Source organism: Leucobacter sp. Psy1 (assembly GCF_020096995.1).
In the GTDB taxonomy this organism is placed as follows: domain Bacteria; phylum Actinomycetota; class Actinomycetes; order Actinomycetales; family Microbacteriaceae; genus Leucobacter.
In genome coordinates, this window is record NZ_CP083692.1 from 1,923,691 (window position 1) to 1,944,517 (window position 20,827).

Here is a 20,827-nt window from a genome sequence, read left to right on the forward strand (position 1 = left end):
TTCTTGGCTTGCGTGTGGATCAACACCACACATCCCGCGAGGTGCCCTCTCTCGCCTCGCGGACCATCCGATTCACTCAGACTGAAGGACACAACCCAACGTGGCAAATATCAAGTCGCAGATCAAGCGCATCAAGACCAACCAGAAGGCAACCGACCGCAACCGCGCCTACAAGAGCGAGCTCCGCACCGTCGTGCGCGCAGCACGCTCCGCGATCGCCTCGGGCGACAAGGCAGACGCGCAGGCGAAGGTGCAGCTGGCGACGCGCAAGCTCGACAAGGCCGTGTCGAAGGGTGTCATCCACCAGAACCAGGCCGCGAACCGCAAGTCGAAGCTTGCTTCGCAGTTCGCCGCGCTCTAAGCAGCACTGAGCACGCGAAAGGCCCCCGCTTCGGCGGGGGCCTTTCGCGTTTCACCCGGCGATCAGCGATCTCTGCCGCGTCTGGCGACCAGCAGCAGGTAGCGCTCGAGCGCGTACTCGGGGTCACGGCTTCCGCCCTTCAACAACCACTCGGTCTCGGCGCCCGCGTCGACGCAGCGCGCGAGGTCCTCCTCGGTCCAGCCGCGAAGTTCGCGCTGCGCCCGCTCGACCTGCCACGGCGCCATGCCGAGCTCCTTCGCGAGTTGGCCGGACCCCCCGCGCGCCCCGTAGACGCGGGCCATGGCCCGCACCTTCATATTGATCGCCACGAGGATCGGAATCGGATCGGTTCCGGTCGACAGCGCCTGGCGCAGCAGCACCAGTGCGTCGGCGGCCTTTCCCGCCGTGGCGGCGTCGGCGACCTTGAACCCGTTCGTCTCCACGCGTCCCTCGGTGGCGCGTTCGACCTCGTCCTCGGTGATGCGCTTCCCGGTATTCGTGACGAGCTGTGCGCAGGCACCCGCGAGCTCCCCCAGACCGCCGGAGTACGCCGCGAGGAGCATGCGCATGGCACCCGGTGTCGCCTGCGCCCCGAGACGCCGGAACTCGGCCTGCAGGAACGCGAGCCGGTCGGCGTCCTTCTTCACCTCGGCGCACACGACCTCGATGCCGTCGCCGACTCCTGAGCGCACGAGGTCGAGGAGCGCTTTACCGCGCTGGCCGCCGGCATGCCGTAGGACGAGCGTCGTGTCCTCAGCCGTCTCCGCGACGTACCGCTTCGCATCCTCGAGGAACGCATCCGAGCACTTCTCGACCGATGAGACGCGGATCAGTCGCGGCTCGGCGAAGAGCGATGGGCTCGCGATGGTGAGGAGCTCCCCCGACGTGTAGGCCGCGGCGTCCACATCGTGCACTTCAAGCTCGGCGGACACGGCGCGCAACTCGGTGCGCACCGCCTGGCCGGCGCGATCCGCGAGGAACGTCTCCGGCCCGCTGATGAGCACCACCGGGGCCGCTCGCACCTGGTCCCACGGGACCTGCGGAATCTGCACCTTGGACCGGCTTCCGCCACCGGATTTCGTCTGTACGCGCGCCACCAGACCAGCCTAGTCGTCACCTCGGACACGCTCCCGCAAATGTAACGAAACGATAACGACAGGGCCGTGGAAAACGACGCTCCGCGGACCCGTCGGCTTCCCTTATGAGCATTGGCGCTCATCGAGATCGATGTGTCCCGTAGAGCCCGAAAATGGCGCAAATCCGCGCTTTGTGAGCTTGACTCCCGCGCTGGTCTCGCTATGTTGGATCAGCATGGAAACGGTACAGATCACTGATCATCCGCACACCTCCACCCTGACTCCCGAACTCGACATCAGAGTTCCCACCCTCGACGACGGCCAGCACCTGTGGGAGCTTGCCCGCGACTCGCAGGTGCTCGACCTCAACTCGAGCTACTCCTACCTGCTCTGGTGCCGCGACTTCGCCGAGACCTCGGCGATCGCGACGATCGACGGCGAGCCCGCCGGTTTCATCACCGGCTACACGCGCCCCGAGTCCCCCGACACGCTCATGATCTGGCAGGTCGCCGTCTCCGAGGAGCACCGCGGCCACGGTCTGGCGAGTCGCATGCTGAACAGCCTCGCTGACTGGACGAATGCGAAGCGTCTTGAGACCACGATCACGCAGGACAACGAAGCATCGCAGCGTCTCTTCGCCGCCTTCGCCGCCGACCGTGATGCCAATTGCAATCGGTCGCCGCTGTTCACGGGGGATCTCTACCCCGATTCGCATGACACCGAGTTCCTCTACGAGATCGCCCCGCTGCGCTAGAGCGCGCGCGCACCGGATCCCGACCCGGATCCACCGATCCACAGCTGTTTCCCCCGCGACGACCCGAGGTCGTCAGGAAGGATAGACCTATGTCTGATGTGTTCACCGAAGTCGAGTCCGAAGTCCGCAGCTACTCCCGCTCCTGGCCGGCCACGTTCGTCCGGGCGTCCGGCGCCAAGCAGTGGGCGGAGGACGGCACCGAGTACATCGACTTCTTCTCGGGCGCCGGCGCCCTGAATTACGGCCACAACGATCCGGCCGTGATCGAGCCGCTGATCGAGTACCTGCAGTCGGGTGCGGTCCTGCACTCGCTCGACATGCAGACCCCCGCCAAGCGCGAGTTCCTGGAGACGTTCTCTGAGCTGATCCTGCAGCCGCGGAATCTCGACTACAAGGTCATGTTCCCCGGCCCGACGGGCACCAACACCGTCGAGGCCGCGCTGAAGCTCGCCCGCAAGGCCACGGGTCGACAGCACATCCTGTCGTTCACCAACGCATTCCACGGCATGACGCTCGGCTCGCTGTCGGTCACGGGCAATGCGATGAAGCGTCGGGGTGCGGGGATCCCACTCACCCACACGTCGCGTCTGCCCTACGACGGCTACCTGGCCAGCGGGCAGTCCGACTTCGAGTGGCTCGAGAACGTGCTCGAGGACTCGGGCTCCGGCGTCGACAAGCCGGCAGCGATCATCGTCGAGACGGTGCAGGGCGAGGGCGGTCTGCGCGCCGCGAGCGCCGAGTGGCTCCGCACGCTCGAGTCGCTGTGCCGCCGCCACGAGATCCTGCTGATCGTCGACGACGTCCAGGCCGGGTGCGGCCGCACCGGCTCGTTCTTCAGCTTCGAAGAGGCCGGCATCACGCCCGACATCGTGTGCCTCTCGAAGTCGATTTCAGGATCGGGTCTCCCGCTCGCCCTCACCCTGTTCCGCCCCGAGCTCGATCTCTGGGAGCCCGGTGAGCACAACGGCACGTTCCGCGGCAACAACCCGGCGTTCGTCACCGGTACCGCTGCGCTCAAGGCGTACTGGGCCGATCCGACGTTCCAGAACTTCATGGGCGGCACCATCGCTCACCTGCAGCGCCGTCTCGAAGAGATCATCGGCATGGTCGACGGCGCGTCGCAGCGTGGACGGGGACTCCTCGCGGGCGTGAAGTTCGAGGATCCCGACCTCGCCGAGGCGGTTGCCGCCGTGAGCTTCGCGAACGGCCTGCTCGTCGAGACCTCCGGCTCGGAGAACGAGGTGCTGAAGATCATGCCCCCGCTCACGATCAGCACGCAGGATCTCGATGCCGGCTGCGACATTCTGACCGCGGCGGTCCGCGAGGTGACCAGCAGCTCCGCCGATGACCAGGCCGGCGAGCAGACGCTCGTCGAGGCCTGAGCCAGCGGTTCTCGGCGACACCCTGTCGCGCGAGACCGCCTCATCCACACTTCTTCCGGAAAGGAATTCCTATGCGCGTAGTCCAGTTGAACGACCTGAACAACACCGATCGCGATGTGACCTCGGAGACCTGGCGCAGCCGGCGCATGGTGCTCGCGAAGGAGGGCGTCGGCTTCTCTTTCCACGACACCGTCATCTATGCGGGCACGACTTCCACGTTCCACTACCAGAACCACGTCGAGGCGGTGTACTGCGTGCAGGGCACCGGCACGCTGACGAACGAGGAAACGGGCGAGACGTTCCCACTTCGTGACGGCACGATGTACCTGCTCGACGGCAACGAGAAGCACACCGTGCAGGCGGACTCAGAGCTCCGCATGGCGTGCGTGTTCAACCCGCCGGTGACCGGGCGCGAGGTGCACGATGAGAACGGGGTCTACCCCGTGCTCGCCGAGGCCTGAACCGCCTGACTCACAACGAAACCCGCCCCGACCTCACTGGTCGGGGCGGGTTTCGTCGTGTCTGCGGATGCCGACCCGGGTTACTTGTTCTTGCGCCAGACGATGAGGGCGATCGCGATGGCGAGCAGCCAGGAGTCCTTGGCGATCGGAGTACCGTCCTGCGTCGGGCGGACTCCGTCCGACTCGGTCATGCCCGGTGTGCGCAAGTACATCGACATGAGGCTGCCCGAGAACGCGGCGAGGGCGAGACCGGCGATCTTGTTCGGGATGAACAGCAGCAGGAGGGCTGCGCCGACGCTGATCTCGCCGTAGCTGATGAACTTGCCGAACTGTTCGCGCGTGAGCTTCTTCAGTGGCGGCACGCCTCTCACCGCCATGCTCTGCAACGACTCCGCTGCCTCTGGCGGAAGCCCGAGCTTGCCGATGCCGGAGTTCAGGATGAAGGCTCCGGGAACGATGCGGAGAACTGCGGTGCTGAGACTCATGTAATGCTCCAGTTCAGTGAGAGGGTGTGGAGGTACCCACGATAGGCGTCTCAGGGCGTCACTGTCGAGGTCTTGCGGCGCCGATCCCAGAGTGCGCTGGCGATCACGACCCCGATTCCGACGCCGGCACCGAGCGCGGTCTCCAGGAATCGTGCGCCGAGCAGTTCGCCGACCGGTGTCGGGTGGGCGAGCTGCACCATGAGCAGTGCGAGCGGGGTGATGAACACGAGCGAGAGCGGGTAGTTGCGCAGCACGAAGAGCTCGGCGATGAACTGGAGCAGGATCACCCACACCACCAACTGCCAGGCCTCTGCGGGGAACGAGAGCAGGAAGGCTGTTGCGACGATCCCGAGCGCGGTGCCGACGACGCGGTGGAGGCCGCGTTCGACCTGCGCGCTACGGCCGGGCACGGAGAGCGGCGCAATCGCGGCGATCTGCGCCCAGTACGGGAACGGCAAGCCCGAGAGGAGCCCCACGATTCCGGCGAGGAGCGCCGCGATCGCGGTCCGCGCGAAGTCCGCGCGCACCTGCCTGGCCGCCCAGTGACGCAGCTCCGGGCCGAAATCTTCGGGCGGATGCCGCTCGCCGAGCCAGTGGCCGGCGAGTCCGAGAAGCACGCTTCCTGCAGCTGACCCTCCGGCCACGAGCACCGCGACCCATATCGGAGCGGCGGGCGGAGCCGCGGCGACCGCGGCGACGGCGAAGAGCGGGAAGAGGGCTCCTGCGGGTTTGATGCCTCGCGCGGTCACGAGCGCGGCCGCGAACCCCGCGACGAGGGAGGTGATCAGCAGCGTCACCCACGGGCCGGTGCTCGGGTTCCCGTGCTCCCCCGCGAGCGCGAGCGTCGCCCCGATGGCGACACATGAGGTCAGCACGATCGCCATAAGACCCTGCCGCCGGAACCGCGCGCGCGTCGGTTCGTACCGGGAATAGATGCCGGTGAACGCGCCGAAACCTGCGTACATCGCCCAGCTCATCTGGTCGGTCGCGAGCAGGAGCAGGAGCGGGATGGCCAGCCCGAGTGAGATGCGGAACGCGGGCAGGTGATCGGTGCGCCGCGGCCCGAGTCTGACGAAACGGCGCAGCGGACCGGTTGCCGGTGCGGGTTCAGGCACGCGGTTCCTCTCTCGGTCGCGGTGATGGCGAACGGGAGTTCACTCCAGTTCACGCAAGCACCCAGGATACTCCCGCGACGATGAGCGCGAGATCCTGTTCGTCTGATCCGTGGTGCAGGGTCAGTCCAGCTTGAGCCGCTCGACATCTGCGGTCGCTCGGCGCATGCGTAGCGCGAGCCTCGAGACGCGCTGAGACGCGGGCGCAGGAGAACGCTCATCATTCTCGTGAAAGGTATCGAGGAACCGGCCGGCCTCGATGTCAGGATTCCAGGCGGGCGCTCGCCGAACGCGGTCTCACCGGGTCAGCGGCAGTTCGATGCTGAGACGCAGGTCATCGGTTCCGGGCCGGTGCGCGAAAGCCCGCGGGAATCGGGCGGCTTCTGCGAACCCGAGCGATCGGTACAGATGCAGTCCTGGTTCGTTGGTCGACAGCACCTTGAGCCACACCCGAGTCCCGCCTCCGAGCGCGGCCGCCCGCAGTGCAGCTTGCATGAGGCTGCGCCCTCCCCCTGCTGACCGGGCGGTCGGAGAGACACCCAGCCCGGCGATGTACCAGTCGCCGTATTCGCTTGATCTTTCGAGCGTCCGAACATAGCCGACGGGCCGATCACCGCTTGTAGCGACGATTAACTCCTCCACTCGCGCCCCCGTGGGCGGACCGAAGAACGGGCGGTCGCGGGCCCAGAGGTCACCGGGGTCGTTGCTTTCAGCCCAGCATTCATACGAGATCTCGGAGAGTGCTCGGTCGTCTTCCGGGATGGCCTGACGGAGCGAGATCATGAGGCAATTGTAGGAGTGGCTGCGCCATCTCGGCGATGGCATGTACTCGAAGAACGATCATTCTCTTACCCCTGATCGCCTCGCTCCACCCACACTTCCGGTGGCGACCCCCGACTGACTGCAATGGATCCGAAGCGATCCGTTCTGAGCACCCTCGTCCCCGTCGCGTCAAGCGCATCGAGCACATCAGGGTGCGGGTGACCGTAGGTGTTCTCCGCACCGACGGAGATGAGTGCGAGGTCGGCTGCGGCCGCGGCGATGAGGGCGGGATCCTGATCGCCAGATCCGTGGTGCGCCACCTTCAGCACGTCAACCGAGAGGTCAGCCCCGGTACGGAGCAGCGCACGGTGCTCCGCCTCCCCCGTGTCGCCGAGCATGAGCACGGAGAGCCCTCCCGCCTCGACCCGCATCACAACACTCGCAGTGTTCTTCTCGGCAGGAACCGCGCCCTCCGGTGGCGCGAGCACTCGCCAGGCCGGACCTTGCCGATCGCGCGCGCCGGCTCGTCCTGCCGTCCCGATCGACCAGTGCACGTCGGCGGCGTCGAGGTCGCTGACGACCTCCCTCACCCCGGTGTCCATCTGCTCTCGCGTCGGCGGAGCGATGATCGCCTCATCGGCGATCGGGGCCGCGACCTCGAGCGCCCCGACGTGATCGCGGTCGTCGTGCGTGAGCACCAGCGTGGCGATGCGGGTCACCGCGAACCTCCGAAGGCACTCGGTGAGCAGTTCGGGATCGTCCCCGGTATCGACGAGCATGACCTCGGCCGGCGCGCTGGGATTCCTGAGCAGGAGCGCGTCACCCTGACCGACGTCGCAGGCCACGATGCTCCAGTCCGAGGGGGTCGCGAGTCGGTCCGCGACCGGTGCCACGATGATGATGGCACCGGCGGTGCCGCACGCCGCGGCGGTCAGCAGCGCGATGGCGAGACGAGCACGACGCGGCCTCGGCCTGACGGCCTCCCACGGGTGACGGCGAGCGACGGGGTGCTCACCTGGAACGGGAAGGCGTTCGCTGCGGATCGCCCACGCCACGACGATCGCCGTCTCGCAGCACGCGAGCATGACGGCCCCTCCGACTCCACCTGGCCAGTGCCAGCGCGCGAGCGGGAGCCCCGCAGTGACTGTCGCGGTCGCATCGACCCAGCGCGTCGCGGCACTCGCGATCATCAGAGCGAGCTCGCCGGCGGCCGGCCACACTGGCAAGGCGATGAGCGCCAGCAGGCCGAACCCGGTGCCGACGGGAGCCGCGGGTGCCGCGATGACATTGGCGAGCACGCCGACGGCCGGGATCCCTTCTTGGAGCGTGAGGAGGATCGGTCCGCACGCGAACTGAGCCACGGCGGCGACCGCGACGGGCAGCACGAGGACCCTGGGCATCCCGGTGCGACGCAGTGCTCGCTCGACGGCGGGGACGAAGAGCAGGATCCCTGCCGTCGCGCACACGGACAGCGTGAACCCGGGGGCTCGCGCCTGCCACGGATCGGCGCAGAGCAGCACGAGAATGGCGCACCCGAGCGCTGGCAGCGCAGCCCGCCGCTTGCCCCCGAAGTCGGCGACCAGCACGACCACGGCCATCACGGCAGCGCGCTGCACACTCGCGTCAGGACCCACCACGATCACGAACCCGCAGAGACCGGTTCCGGCCAGTGCGATGCGCACCCGCCTGCCCGCTCCAAGTCGCGACGTTACCGCCACCACCGCTGCGGTGATGAGCGCGCAGTTCGCACCGGAGACCGCCGTCAGGTGCGTCAGCGAACTCTCGCGCATGCGCTCATCAGTGAGCTCGGAGACAGCCGACGTATCCCCGACAGCAAAGCCTGGCACCAGCTCGGCACCATCGACGCCCTCAGCCGCGCCGCGGAGACCGTGGCGAAGCTCCGCGGCCAGAGCACCAACGGCACCCCTGAAGCGCTCGGCGAGTGCGACCGGAGCGGTCTCCTGCATCGACGTGACGGAGACCGCGTAGGCCGCGGTCGACGCGGGCTCGAGTCGCTCGAGTCGACCCGAAGCCTCGACGCGGGTCCCGGGAGCCCAATGCTCCGGCGCTACTTCGGGGAGCCACAGCAGCACCGGCACCGGTCCCGCGCTCCGTAGATGGCTCCCAGACGTCTCGGCGATGCCGCGCACCCAGGAACGGTCGCCCACTGCTGACGAACTGCGCTCCGGGAATCCCCGCAGAACAACGTCGAGCGAGACCGCCTCGCCGTGGTGCGCAGCGGAGACCAGCGATGGCGCCGCGCGCGCCTCCTCCATCGTCCAGGTACGCACGCTGAGCACGAGCACGATCGCGCACGTGACCCCGGCGAAGCGGAACGCAGTGGCACCGGCGCCTGCCGCGGCGCGCGACCAGGATGACCGTCGCCCCGCCGACAGGTGTCCTGCGCAGGCGCAGACGGCGAGCACCCCCGCCACGAGCGCCGCTGCGACCCCGAGCCAGCCGGCGAGTCCCGGTCTGCTGATCGCGATCGCGATGGCGCCCCACCCGATGAACGCGGGGAGCAGCAGACGCCACTGCCCCGGCGGGCCGGCGAACGGCTGCACAGCGGGGTCGGCAGCCGAGCGAAACACCACCCGATCGCCCACGACTACACCGTGACCCGGTCACGAAATCCCTCGAGCGTCTTCTCGCCGATGCCCGACACCTCGAGTAACTGGTCAACGCTCGCGAAGGATCCGTTCGCCTCCCGCCAGTCGATGATGCGCTGCGCGAGCGCGGGCCCGACCCTCGGCAGCGTCTCGAGTGCTGTCGCGTCTGCGGCGTTGAGGTTCACGAGTGCACCCTCAGGGGCGCCACTCCCCGAGCCTGGCGCACCGACGCCGCCTCCCGGTGAGGCCCCTGGCGCCCCAAGCTCGGCTCCGGCAGCGTCGGGTACGACGATCTGCTCGCCGTCGACGACCAGCCGCGCGAGGTTCACGCCGGCGAGTGCGGCGCTCTTCGTGGGTCCGCCGGCGGCGTCGATGGCATCACGCACCCGCGCATCGACGTTCAGCTCCACGACCCCTGGGTCGGCGACCTCACCGACGACGTGCACGAATGCGCTGCCGGTGCGCGCCCCCTCACCCTGAGACGCGGTCGCCCCTGGCGCCTCCGGATGCGGCGCTTCGGTCTGCGCCTCGGCGGCGGTCTCGACCGTCGGCTCGTGCGGACGCCCCCACACCATGGCGATCGCCACGAGCACCGCCGCCATCACCAGCACTCCTGCGGCAACCGCCGGGGTTGTCACGGCGCGCCTCACTCGCGCGCTCAGCGGCGGAGGCGGGCGCCACTCGATCGGTTCCGGTGAGTGCTCGCGGCCACCGACCAGCAGCTCCGCGAACGGCGCCGACCTGGCGCCTCGCGCGGGCTCGGCGTCGCGCTCGGCTGACCGGCGGGCGGGTGCGTGGTAGGAGGGCATGCCCTCACGCTAGGGAGCGGACTCACCCTCCCGCGTCAGCATGACACACCCTGTGAACGACCCGCCGGCAGCCGGCCCGCAGGCTCGCCTGTGGACGACCCGCTGGAGCGCTATGCCGGCTTCGACGCGATGCTGATGATCTTCGGCACGCGCACGATGAACTTCACGACCTCGCGTCCCTCGAGCGCACGCTGCACCGACTCCGAAGCACGAGCCGCGGCCTCCGCATCCGCCTCCGAGACCGATGCCGGCAGTGTCAGACGATCCCTCACCTTGCCGTCGACCTGCACGACGAGCGTGATCTCGTCCTCGACGAGGAGCGCCGGGTCCGCCTCTGGCCAGACCGCGAGGGCGACCGTCGGCTCGTGACCGAGCATCGCCCACATGTCCTCGGCCGCGTACGGAGCGAAGAGCGACAGGATCATTGCGATCGCCTCTGCAGACTCGCGCACCGCCGGATCAGCGGCGCCCGCGGCGCCGTCGATCGCCTTGCGGGTGACGTTGACCTGTTCCATCAGGCGAGCGACGACGACGTTGAACTTGTATGCCTCGACGAGCGCGGGCGCATCGGCGAGCAGTCGGTGCGTGTGCCGGCGGAGCGCCGTATCTCCCGCGGAAGCATCGGTGGAGGACGCCGCAGCAGCATCCGCCTCGGCAACGTCGCGGGCGATGCGCCACGCGCGGGCCAGGAACTTCGCCGACCCCTGCACCGAAACGTCGGCCCAGTCGATGTCGTCCTCGGGCGGCCCTGCGAAGGCGAGGGTGACGCGGAGCGCGTCGGCCCCGTGGTCGCGGAGTTCCGAGGCGAACTCGACGAGGTTGCCCTTCGACTTCGACATCTTCGCGCCGTCGAGCAGCACCATGCCCTGGTTGAGGAGCGCCGTGAACGGCTCCTCGAAGTCGAGATAGCCGAGATCGTGCAGCACCTTGGTGATGAACCGCGAGTAGAGCAGGTGGAGAATCGCGTGCTCCACGCCGCCCGCGTACTGATCGATCGGGCCCCACTGCTTCGCCTGCTCGGGGTCGAACGCCTGCGTGTCGTCGTTCGCCGAGAGGAAGCGCAGGTAGTACCAGGAGCTGTCGACGAAGGTGTCCATGGTGTCGGGGTCTCGGCTGAGCGTCTCGCCGGTCTCCGGGTCGGTCACCGTCGCCCAGTCCGTCGCACCGCCGAGGGGCGAGGTGCCCTTCGGCTTCAGGTCGAGTCCCTCCGATGGCGGCAGTTCCACGGGAAGGGAGGTCTCGGGCACCGGGCGCATCGACCCGTCCTCGGCATGGAGGATCGGAATCGGCGTCCCCCAGTACCGCTGCCGCGAGATGAGCCAGTCGCGCAGTCGGTAGGTCGTCGACGCACGGCCCGTGCCGCGCTCCTCGAGCACCTCGATGGCGCGGGCGATCGCGTCGGTCTTCGACAGCCCGTCGAGCTCGCCCGAGTTCACAAGGGTCCCGTCACCGGTCAGGGCGACAGCGGATTCGGCGGGGTCGGGCAGCGCCGCGCCGTCCTCGTCTCGGACGTCGAGCACGACTCGTACGGGCAGGTCGTACTTCAGTGCGAAGTCGAGGTCGCGCTGGTCGTGTGCCGGCACCGCCATGATGGCACCGTGGCCGTAATCGGCGAGCACGTAGTCGGCTGCCCAGACGGGAATCCGCTCGCCGTTCACGGGGTTGACGGCGAAGTGGTCGAGGAAGACGCCGGTCTTCTCACGATCGGCGCTCTGGCGCTCGATCTCGCTCTGCTGCTGCGCCTGCGCCAGGTAGGCCTGGAACTGCATGCGAACCTCGGCCGACGCCCCCGCAGCCAGTTCGGCCGCGAGATCGGAGTCGGGTGCGACGACCATGAACGTGGCACCATGCAGGGTGTCAGGTCGAGTCGTGAAGACGGGGACACGCGCGTCCCTGCCCTCGATCTCGAACTCCACCTCGGCACCGCGCGAGCGGCCGATCCAATTGCGCTGCATGTTCAGCACCTTCGACGGCCAAGTGTCCTCGAGTGCATCGAGGTCGTCGAGCAGCCGGTCGGCGTAATCGGTGATCCGGAAGTACCACTGGGTGAGCTTCTTCTTCACGACCATCACACCGGAGCGCTCGGACGTGCCGTCTGGCAGCACCTGCTCGTTCGCGAGCACCGTCTGATCCTCAGGATCCCAGTTGACCCAGCTCGCCTTCCGGTACGCCAGACCCTTCTCGTACATCTTCAGGAAGAGCCACTGATTCCACCGGTAGTAGTCGGGGTCGCTCGTGTGCAGCACCCGGCTCCAGTCAAATGAAGGCGCGTAGAGACGGAACGACGCCTTCTGCTGGTCGATGTTGGCGTAGGTCCACTCGCGAGGGTCAACGCCCCGCTTGATGGCCGCGTTCTCGGCGGGGAGTCCGAACGAATCCCAGCCGATCGGGTGGAGCACGTCGTACCCGCGACCCCGCCAGTACCGGGCGAGCACGTCACCGAAGCAGAACGCCTCCGCGTGACCCATGTGGAGGTCGCCCGAGGGGTAGGGGAACATGTCGAGCACGTACTTGCGCGGCCGTCCGGTCTCCTCGGTTCCGACCTCGAAGGGGCGCAGTTCGTCCCACACGGGCAGCCAGCGATCCTGGATCGCCCGGAAGTCGTAGCTGTCGCTGAGTCGCTCGGTCACACACACCTCGTTCGCTGTCACGGTCGCCCGGAGCCGCGGGCGCACACACGCCCTCCAGACTATCGCGAACCGAGTGCGCGGAGGATCGCTTCGGCCTTGAGCCGTTGCTCGGCGAGTTCCGCGTCCGGATCCGAATCGATCGTGATCCCTCCCCCTGACCCGATGAGGGCACGTGTCTCCCCATCCGCGCCGATGCCGCGCAGCTCGACCCCGCGGATCGTCATCGCGAGCTCGCAAGAGCCGTCGGAATCGATCCACCCGAAGCAGCCGGAGTAGAGGCCGCGCGGCGCCCGCTCCAGGCGGGCGAGGATCTCGACGGCGCTCCGCTTCGGCGCCCCCGTCATGGATCCACCGGGGAACGCTGCGGCGAGCGCGTCCATCGCGTCGGCTCCCGGTCGGAGTCGCCCGGAGACGGTGCTGACGAGCTGGTGGACGTGCGGGTGGGCTTCGACGCGCAGGAACCCTTCGACGGCGACGGTGCCGGCAACGCACACACGACTGAGGTCGTTGCGCATGAGGTCGACGATCATGAGGTTCTCGGCGCGTTCTTTCGGGTGCGCGGCGAGCTCCGCGGCGATCCGTGCGTCGTCTGCGACGGAGTTCCCGCGTCTCCGCGTGCCCTTGATGGGGTGGGTGGCGACGCGGTCGCCGGTGACCGAGAGGAAGCGTTCGGGGCTGGCGGAGACGAGTGCGCGGTCGCCCGACGCGATGATCCCGCCGCGGATGGCTGCGCCGCCCGAGCTGAGGGCGCGGTAGAGGGCGACGGGGTCCGCGTCGCCGGGAAGCTGAGCCTCAGCGGTATCGGTGAGGCAGAGCACATAGGCGTCGCCCTCGCCGATGGCATCGCGGCAGGCGTCGACGGCTGCCCGGTAGTCGGCGGGCTCGGTGCGCCAGCGGTGCGTGGCCCGGGGGCCAGGCCGGGTCGCCCGAGCCGAATCCGCAGCGCTGAGCGTCCGACCGTACGCCGCGAACCACTCCTCGATCGCCGCTGCGCTGACGCCCCGCACCTCGGCTCGGTGGTTGCGGTGGTCGATGGCGAGAACGGCGTCGAGTCGGAGGGCGAAGGCGGGCGGAGCGTCGTCGTACGCCGGTTCAGCACCGAGCAGTGCGACACCGAACTCGTACCCGAAGGCGGTGACCCAGCCGTGCGCGAACCCGTCTCGCACGGCCTGAGCGCCGTGTGGCGCCTCGGTTCGCAACCGGTCGAGGAACTCCTGCTCCCTGCCGGGTCGGCCCGTCAGCACTCGCGTGGTCGCACCCAGATACGTCATCCCCCTGGGGTCGTCGCGCTCGGCCGCGGCCGCTCCGTCAAGCCAGCACCACGCGTCACCGGTCGCTGCGAGCGCACGCGCGACCGCTTCGGGGTCGGGGACGTCGACGAGCGGGCGCACCGCGTACCCGCGGTGGTCGGCAGAGGGCATGTGGTCAGGGTACCGGTTGGAGACCGCAGCGCGCCCGCCGGAGCCCTCGCCCCGACGGGGTACCCGGCACGACCGGTAGAGTCGCGGTATGTCCGAGCTGCTGGTCGCCGATTCGTTCCGAGTACGCCAGAACCCCTCGTCGGGTGTCGCAGAGGTGCGCGGGTGGCAGTACCACCTCGATCGCTTCGCAGGTGCTGCGGCGAGCGCCCTCGCCGAACTCGATGAGCGACCGTCCGAGACGGTGGACGACTTCGTGCTCGGGGCGGCGGAGCGCGTGAATGCGTTCGGCGAGGGGTTTCCGCGCCTGGAGCTGTGGCTCGACCCCGATGGCACGGTACGGTGGGGGCTGTCTGAGCGGCCGCTCCCCGCGCTCACGGGGGAGGTCGAGCTGCGTTCGATTCCGCTTGCGGACGTCGAGGGGCTCGCGCACCTGGATAGGAAGGGGCCGAACCTCGAGCGGTACCTCGAGCTGAACCACGAGGTCGGCGCCGAGGCGCTGCTCCTCGACGCCGAGGGTCACGTCGTTGAGGGTGCGACGACGAGCCTCGTCTGGTGGGACGCGACGGGTCTCGGTCACCGCGCAGCATCTGCGGACCGGGTGGCCTCCGTGACCGAGGGTCTGGTCGCCGAGGCCGCTCCGCATCAGCTCCCAGCGAGCGGCTCGACGGGAGCAGCAGCGAAGCCCCACGAGCCCGCGCGGAGCAGCGCGCGCCCGACCGAACTCGCAGCGTGCGAGGTGTGGGCGGTCAATGCGCTGCACGGCATCCGGGTAGTCAGCCACATCGACGGTGCCGCGACGCGGGAGCCCGAGCCGAAGCGTCTCGACTGGTTCCGCGCGGTGCTCGACCACTCGTGGGAGCCGGTGCTGCTCGACGGCCGGGCGTCCGGCGCCTGGTGAATCGGGCAGGTGCCGCTACCCGATGTGCAGGTGTTGCGCGTCGATTCCCACGGGGAGCTCGGTGTGGGTGATGAGAATCACGGCACGGTCGGCGGGTACGGCGCCCATGAGGTCGGTGAGGAGCCGGTCGGCGCGATCCCGATCGACGCCAGCGGTGGGCTCGTCGAGCACGACGACCGGGAAGTCGGCGAGGATCGCGCGGGCGAGCGCGATTCGCTGAGCCTGCCCGCCTGAGACGAGGGCACCCCGCTCCCCGACCGGTGCATCGAGGCCACCGCGCTGCTCCGCCCATTCGGAGAGCCCGACGCGGGCGAGCGCGTCCATCAGCTCCGCGTCGGTGGCGGTGTCGCGCGCGAACTTCAGGTTCTGGCGGAGGTCGGCGTCGAAGAGGTGGGGCTGCTGCTCGCACAGACCGACCATGCCGCGCAGCACGTGCACCGGGAGCGCTCGGGCTTCCACTTCGCCGACGCGGTACGACCCCGTGTAGTCGAGCAGGCGCACCAGCGCGAGAGCGAGCGTCGTCTTGCCCGATCCGCTCTCCCCCGAGATGACGAGCGTCTCCCCTGCCCTGAGGTCGAACGTGACGTCGGCGACGGCGGGTGCTGTCGCACCCGGGTGCGTGACGCCGAGATGCTCGACGGCGACGAGTGGCACTGCAGGGTCGATGCGCACCGGCGTCGAGGCCCCGTCCTCACCGGTATCCGCCCCCGGCTCCTCGACCGGCACCTCCGCGGGCATCGGGGCCTCGGTGATCGCGGCGACCCTGGCCGCGCTCGCGGCAACGGTGCGGCGCGCGACGAGCGCCTGCAGCGACTGCGCGAAAACCTCGAAGACGGCGGCCGGCACGATGACGGCGGCCGCGAAGACCGGCGCCGAGATTCCCGCGCCAACTCCCGGCGCGAGTGCCAGCAGGATGAGGACAGACGCAGCTCCGGAGCCGAGCGTCAGGATCGCGCCGGTGAGGCCCGCCGCCCGGCTTCGGGCGAGCTGCACCCGGGTGAGGTGCGCCTCGGCCTCGGCGATACGACGCCGCTGCACCGGTTCGGCACCGAACGCGGCGAGCACCTCAGCTGCCGACGAGCGCTCGAGCAGTCGATCGACGAGCGCCGCCCTCGCGGCGGAGAGTTCGCGGTCGCTGCGGGCGGAGATGCGAGCAGCGAGCAGGGCTGCGGCCAGTCCGGCGACGAGCAGCATGCCCGCGAGGATCAGCGCGGCCAGAGGCGAAGCGATCGCGAGCACGGCGAGGCTCGCGAGCACGACCACAGTGCTGACGATGAACGGCTGCCGCACCCGGAGCGGTTCGTCTTGCAGCTGGTCGACGTCGTCCACGAACGCGGCGAGCACATCGCCCCTCCTGGAGGCTCCCAGCGCACCAGGCACGCGCGGCACGAGCGCCGCGAACGTCTCCGAGCGGAGGTCGGAGAGCTGCGCGAGCGCCGCATCGTGGCTCGCGATGCGCTCGACGTACCGGAACGCTGCACGACCGATCGCGAGTGCGCGCACACCGACGACCGCGAAGGTGAGATGCAGGATCGGCGGCTGTTCTCCCGCCCGGACGATGAGCCAGGCACTCAGGGCGAGCAGTCCGACGACGCAGGCGTCGGCGAGAACGCCGAGCACGATCCCGGGCGTCCGGCGGCGGCGCGACGGCATCGCCCGCTGGAGCAGTGTGGCGCTCACGCGTGCACCCCCATCGTGATGGTCCTGTCGGCAGCACCGATGAGCGCGTCGCGGTGACTGATGACGAGCACGGCGCGCCCCGCTACGGCCTCCGCTCTGAGCGCGGCGGCGACCCTCGCCTCGCTGGCACAGTCGAGGGCTGAGCTCGGCTCGTCCATGACGACGGCCCCGGCGTCGGCTATCCAGGCTCGGTAGAGGCATCGCGCCACCGCGACGCGCTGCGCCTGCCCACCGGAGAGTCCCGCACCGGCGACACCGAGCACGCGATCGGGCGCGAGATCCAGACCGACCGTATCGAGCGCACGGGTGACGAGCGCCGGGTCGGGCTCGGATCCGAGTGCGACGTTGTCCGCGAGCGTTCCTTGCAGCAGGCCGGGACGCTGCCCGGCCCAGGCGACCGTCGCCGGGCGATCGACCGTACCCGCTGCGGGGGCGACGAAGCCGAGCAGCGCGGAGACCAGCGTCGACTTCCCCGCACCAGACGGACCGGCGAGAGCGACGACCTCGCCCGGCTCCACAGTGAAACTCACGGGTCCGATGCGGACGTGCTCCTCGCGCTGCACTTCGACGCGCTCGAACCTGATCCCCACCCCGGGTACGGCGTCAGTCCCGCGTGCGGCGTCCGCGCCTCGGTCCTCGCGCGACGCGATCCGCGGGCCCGGCTGCTCGATGATGTCGAAGATCCGCTGCGCTGCCGTGAGGCCCTCGGTCGAGGCGTGGAACGCTGCTCCGACCTGGCGGATGGGAATGAAGGCTTCCGGAAGCAGGAGCAGCACGAAGATGCCGAGCGCGAGCGGGAACTCGCCCGCCACCAGGCGCGTGCCGACCGTCACGGCGACGAGCGCGATCGAGAAGGTGCCCGCAAGGTCGAGCACGAACCCGGAGAGGAACGTGACCCGCAGCACTTTCACGGTGCGACGCCGGTACTCCTCCGTCTCGCGCACGATGCGCGCCCGCTGCCGGTCTTCGCGCCGGAAGATCTTGAGCGTCGTGAGCCCCTCGACGACGTCGAGGAAGGAGGAGGAGAGCCGTTGGAGCTGCTCCCACTGGCGATCCTGCACCGACTGCGTGGCCAGGCCGATCAGCACCATGAAGATCGGAATCACCGGGAATACGATGCAGACGATGATGCCGCTCGTCGGGTCGGCGAGCAGGATCGTGAGCACGAGGATCGGCGTGGCGCACGCGGTGAGAATGAGTTGCGGCACGTAGGCGGAGAAGTACCCGTCGAGCGCGTCGAGTCCGCGGCCGAGCACCGTCGCAGTCTCCGCGTCGGACCGCCGCGCCGCCCACTCGGGCGAGCTTCCGTCGAGCGCATCGAGCGCGCGAGACCGCAGCTGCCCCTTCACCCGGATCGCGCCGCGGGCGGCGAGCAGGTCCATCCCCCAGCTCGCCGCCGCACGCACCGCGATCGCCGCGATCCCTCCCGCGAGGAGCACGGGCAGAGCGGCAGCGCCGAGATCACCCTCGGCGACACGGCCGGCAGTGTCGGTCGACGTGAACGCGTCGGGGAAGTCGAGTGCGGGGATCGCAAGAGCCGCGATCGCGTGCGCCAAACACCAGCACCACGCGATGATCGCCAGGGTTCTGATGACCCCCAGGACTGCTCCGAACCCGAAGACGCCGCGTGAGGCGCGCGCGTAGCGGAGCAGTCTGGGGTCGAGAGGTTTCACCGTGGATCAGTCTAGGCGCCCGACGGCCTAGTGCGCTCCGGCCGGGATCGCGTCGCGCGAGATCCGCTTGCGGAACACCCAGTACGTCCAGGCCTGATAGGCCAGGACGAGCGGCATCGTGAACACCGCGACCCAGGTCATGAGCTCGAGCGTCTTCTGCGAACTCGCGGCTCCCGCGATGCTCATCGACTCGGCGTCGCCGAGGGTCGAGATCATGAGGTTCGGGAAGAGCGCGGAGAAGATCGCGAGCAGCGCGAACCCGATTGCGACGGCGTTGCCGGTGAAGGCCCAGCCGTCTCGACCGACGGCGTTCGCGATCCACCCGGCGGCGAGCGCGACGGCGGCGATGGCCGCGCAAGCGATGATGAGCGGCAGGGTCGGGTTCTCGAGGTGCTGCACGATCGTCCACACGAGGAACGCCGCGGCGACGACGATCGTCACGAGACCGACGGTGCGCGCCAGCGACCGGGCGCGCTGCCGCATGTCACCCTCGGTCTTCAGCGCGATGAAGACGAGTCCGTGCGTGAAGCAGAGCAGCGTGAGCGTGATGCCCCCGAGCAGTCCGTACGGGTTCAGGAGCGTGAGCAGCGTGCCTTCGAAGAGCCATCCGCCGTTGTCCATGCGACTGATCGGGAGACCCTGGATGAGGTTGGCGAAGGCGGTGCCCCAGAGGAGCGGCGGCACGACCGAGCCCCAGAAGATGAACTGATCGAACCAGCGAGTCCACTCGCGGCCCTTGCCCTGGTGGCGGTACTCGAAGGAGACGCCTCGCAGGATCAGTGCCAGCAGGATCACGAGCAGTGCGAGGTAGAAGCCCGAGAACATGGTGGCGTACCACTCGGGGAACGCCGCGAAGAGGCACGCGCCCGCGACGATGAGCCACGTTTCGTTGAGGTCCCAGACCGGACCGATGGTGTTGATGATGACGCGTCGGTCGGTGTCGTCCTTGCCGAGCAGGGGCAGCGCCATGCCGACGCCGAAGTCGAAGCCGTCGAGCACGAAGTAGCCGATGAGCAGCACTCCGACGATGAGAAACCAGATCGTGGTGAGTTCCATGGTCAGACCTTCCTAGTACACCGTCGCGAACTGCCGATGGTCGGGTTCTCCGTCGCCGGAGTCGCTGCTCTCGAGTTCGGGAGGCCCCTCCTTGGCAGCCTTCGCGATGAGCTTGAACTCGACGACGGCGAGGGCGCCGTACACGATGGTGAATGCCGCGAGGGACACGAGTACCGCCCAGCCGGGTACCCCTGGCGAGACGCCCTGCTCGGTCGTCATCACCCCGAACACGATCCAGGGCTGGCGGCCCATTTCGGTGAAGATCCACCCGACGAGGGAGGCGAGCATCGGGAGCGGTGCGGACCAGATCGCGACCTTCCAAACCCACTTCGGCAGGTCGATGTTCTTGCGCGTGATCCAGAGGCCGACGGCTGAGACGAGCGCCGCGAGGGCGCCGAGGCCGATCATCCAGCGGAACGCCCAGTAGGTGACCCAGATGATGGGCGCGAACTGGCCGTCCGTCGGACAGGTGAGCAGGGAGTCCGCTCCGCCGCAGTACATGGCCTCGTACTCCGCCTGGAGGTCGCGGATGCCTTCGACGCTGCCGTTGAACGTACCGTTGGAGAGGAACGAGAGCAGGTACGGGATGCGGATGGAGAAGATCTCATGCGCGCCGTCTGGGGTACCGAGGCTGAAGACCGAGAACGAGGCGTCGGCGCCCGAAGCCGAGTCGTAGAGCGCCTCAGCAGCTGCCATCTTCATGGGCTGCGTCTGCGTCATCACCATGCCGAGCTCGTGGCCCGTCAGGCCGACCCCGATGAAGGCGAGGATGTTCGTCCAAGCGCCGAACCGGAGCGTCGTTCGCATCTCGTCGACGAACTGGCCACGCTGCAGGTGCCACGCCGCGACGGCGACCATGACGACGCCCGCGAACATGATCGAGGCGAAGAGGGTGTGCGGGAACTGCGTCAGCGCGACCGGGTTCAGGAGCACGTCGCCGATGCTCTGCAGCTCGACGCGGCCGCGCTCCTCGTTCAACTCGAATCCGACGGGATTCTGCATGAAGGCGTTGGCGGCGAGGATGAAATAGGCGGAGAAGACGGTGCCGATCCAGACGAACCAGATCGTGAGCACGTGGATCTTCTTCGGCAGCTTGTCCCACCCGAAGATCCACAGACCGATGAACGTCGCCTCGAAGAAGAAGGCGATGAGCCCCTCCATGGCGAGCGGGGCACCGAAGATGTCGCCGACGAAGCGGGAGTAGTTCGACCAGTTCATACCGAACTGGAACTCCTGCACGATGCCCGTCACGACGCCCATCGCGAAGTTGATCAGGAAGATCTTGCCGAACAGCCGCGTGAGACGCAGGTACTTCGCGTTCCCGGTGCGAACCCAGACGGTCTGAAGAATCGCCACGAGCAGGCTCAGTCCGATCGTGAGCGGCACGAAGATGAAGTGATACAGCGTGGTCAGCCCGAATTGCCAGCGGGCGAGCGCGAGCGGGTCGAGAATTTCGTTCACGTGATTCTCCAGAAGCCCTGGCGCCACTCAGGAGCGGCGCACTCCCATAGTGACACCGGGAGGAGAGGGCCGCTCGACCCGGCAGGCCGGCACTGGACCGGTCGCCACATATTTTACTCTCTCTGGGAATCCCCTGCGAATCCGGTTCGAGGTCGAGAGATATACCACTCGGCTCCGAGCGGTTCTCCGACCCGCAT

At 68.7% G+C, this 20,827-nt stretch carries 17 protein-coding genes; 5 read left to right on the top strand and 12 right to left on the bottom strand.

Annotated features, from left to right (window positions below):
- The first annotated feature begins 100 nt into the window (after positions 1-100).
- Entirely contained in the window at positions 101-361 is a 261-nt protein-coding gene (gene rpsT, locus K8P10_RS08995) for a 30S ribosomal protein S20 (RefSeq protein ID WP_224778594.1), read from the top strand.
- A 62-nt stretch (positions 362-423) separates the two neighbouring features.
- Here the strand turns inward: rpsT and holA are convergent, their stop codons facing one another.
- Positions 424-1,458 (bottom strand): DNA polymerase III subunit delta, encoded by a 1,035-nt coding sequence (holA, locus tag K8P10_RS09000; RefSeq protein ID WP_224778595.1) that lies wholly within the window; start codon positions 1,456-1,458, stop codon positions 424-426.
- Between the two features lie 214 nt (positions 1,459-1,672).
- Between holA and ectA the strand changes: the two genes are divergently transcribed.
- The 3 genes from ectA to K8P10_RS09015 all read left to right on the top strand — a co-directional run bounded on the left by ectA (position 1,673) and on the right by K8P10_RS09015 (position 4,034).
- The gene (gene ectA, locus K8P10_RS09005) at positions 1,673-2,191 is read left to right on the top strand and encodes a diaminobutyrate acetyltransferase (protein ID WP_224778596.1); all 519 of its coding nucleotides are present in this window, start codon (positions 1,673-1,675) and stop codon (positions 2,189-2,191) included.
- Between the two features lie 89 nt (positions 2,192-2,280).
- Positions 2,281-3,573 carry a diaminobutyrate--2-oxoglutarate transaminase gene (gene ectB / locus K8P10_RS09010; RefSeq protein WP_224778597.1) on the top strand — a complete coding sequence of 431 codons (1,293 nt, stop codon included), beginning with the start codon at positions 2,281-2,283 and terminating at the stop codon, positions 3,571-3,573.
- Positions 3,574-3,644: 71 nt separating this feature from the next.
- Positions 3,645-4,034: an ectoine synthase gene (locus K8P10_RS09015; protein ID WP_224778598.1), complete on the top strand. Its 390-nt coding sequence runs from the start codon at positions 3,645-3,647 to the stop codon at positions 4,032-4,034.
- Between the two features lie 80 nt (positions 4,035-4,114).
- Here K8P10_RS09015 and K8P10_RS09020 read toward each other — a convergent pair whose 3' ends face one another.
- The 7 genes from K8P10_RS09020 to K8P10_RS09050 all read right to left on the bottom strand — a co-directional run bounded on the left by K8P10_RS09020 (position 4,115) and on the right by K8P10_RS09050 (position 13,862).
- Complete coding sequence (locus K8P10_RS09020; protein ID WP_224778599.1) at positions 4,115-4,519, bottom strand: hypothetical protein; 405 nt, start codon at positions 4,517-4,519, stop codon at positions 4,115-4,117.
- Positions 4,520-4,569: 50 nt separating this feature from the next.
- A complete protein-coding gene (locus K8P10_RS09025) occupies positions 4,570-5,634 on the bottom strand; it encodes an FUSC family protein (RefSeq protein WP_224778600.1) in 1,065 nt (354 codons plus the stop codon).
- 294 nt (positions 5,635-5,928) lie between these two features.
- Positions 5,929-6,414, bottom strand: a complete 486-nt coding sequence (locus tag K8P10_RS09030) for a GNAT family N-acetyltransferase (protein ID WP_224778601.1) — start codon at positions 6,412-6,414, stop codon at positions 5,929-5,931.
- 65 nt (positions 6,415-6,479) lie between these two features.
- Entirely contained in the window at positions 6,480-8,999 is a 2,520-nt protein-coding gene (locus K8P10_RS09035) for a ComEC/Rec2 family competence protein (protein WP_224778602.1), read from the bottom strand.
- 2 nt (positions 9,000-9,001) lie between these two features.
- Positions 9,002-9,811: a ComEA family DNA-binding protein gene (locus K8P10_RS09040; RefSeq protein ID WP_224778603.1), complete on the bottom strand. Its 810-nt coding sequence runs from the start codon at positions 9,809-9,811 to the stop codon at positions 9,002-9,004.
- 110 nt (positions 9,812-9,921) lie between these two features.
- Positions 9,922-12,441, bottom strand: coding sequence for a leucine--tRNA ligase (gene leuS, locus K8P10_RS09045; protein ID WP_224778604.1), 2,520 nt, complete (start codon positions 12,439-12,441; stop codon positions 9,922-9,924).
- A gap of 59 nt (positions 12,442-12,500) precedes the next feature.
- Positions 12,501-13,862 carry an anthranilate synthase component I family protein gene (locus K8P10_RS09050; protein WP_224778605.1) on the bottom strand — a complete coding sequence of 454 codons (1,362 nt, stop codon included), beginning with the start codon at positions 13,860-13,862 and terminating at the stop codon, positions 12,501-12,503.
- Between the two features lie 88 nt (positions 13,863-13,950).
- Between K8P10_RS09050 and K8P10_RS09055 the strand changes: the two genes are divergently transcribed.
- The gene (locus K8P10_RS09055; RefSeq protein ID WP_224778606.1) at positions 13,951-14,760 is read left to right on the top strand and encodes an aminotransferase class IV; all 810 of its coding nucleotides are present in this window, start codon (positions 13,951-13,953) and stop codon (positions 14,758-14,760) included.
- A gap of 15 nt (positions 14,761-14,775) precedes the next feature.
- Here K8P10_RS09055 and cydC read toward each other — a convergent pair whose 3' ends face one another.
- The 4 genes from cydC to K8P10_RS09075 are packed head-to-tail and all read right to left on the bottom strand — an operon-like array spanning position 14,776 to position 20,630.
- Positions 14,776-16,440, bottom strand: coding sequence for a thiol reductant ABC exporter subunit CydC (cydC, locus tag K8P10_RS09060; RefSeq protein ID WP_224778607.1), 1,665 nt, complete (start codon positions 16,438-16,440; stop codon positions 14,776-14,778).
- Positions 16,437-18,113 (bottom strand): thiol reductant ABC exporter subunit CydD, encoded by a 1,677-nt coding sequence (gene cydD / locus K8P10_RS09065; protein ID WP_224778608.1) that lies wholly within the window; start codon positions 18,111-18,113, stop codon positions 16,437-16,439. Before cydD ends, cydC begins: the two co-directional genes overlap by 4 nt.
- Positions 18,114-18,140: 27 nt before the next feature.
- On the bottom strand, positions 18,141-19,169 hold the full coding sequence (gene cydB, locus K8P10_RS09070; protein ID WP_224778609.1) for a cytochrome d ubiquinol oxidase subunit II: 1,029 nt from the start codon (positions 19,167-19,169) through the stop codon (positions 18,141-18,143).
- Positions 19,170-19,181: 12 nt separating this feature from the next.
- Positions 19,182-20,630 (bottom strand): cytochrome ubiquinol oxidase subunit I, encoded by a 1,449-nt coding sequence (locus tag K8P10_RS09075; RefSeq protein ID WP_224778610.1) that lies wholly within the window; start codon positions 20,628-20,630, stop codon positions 19,182-19,184.
- Between the last annotated feature and the right edge of the window lie 197 nt (positions 20,631-20,827).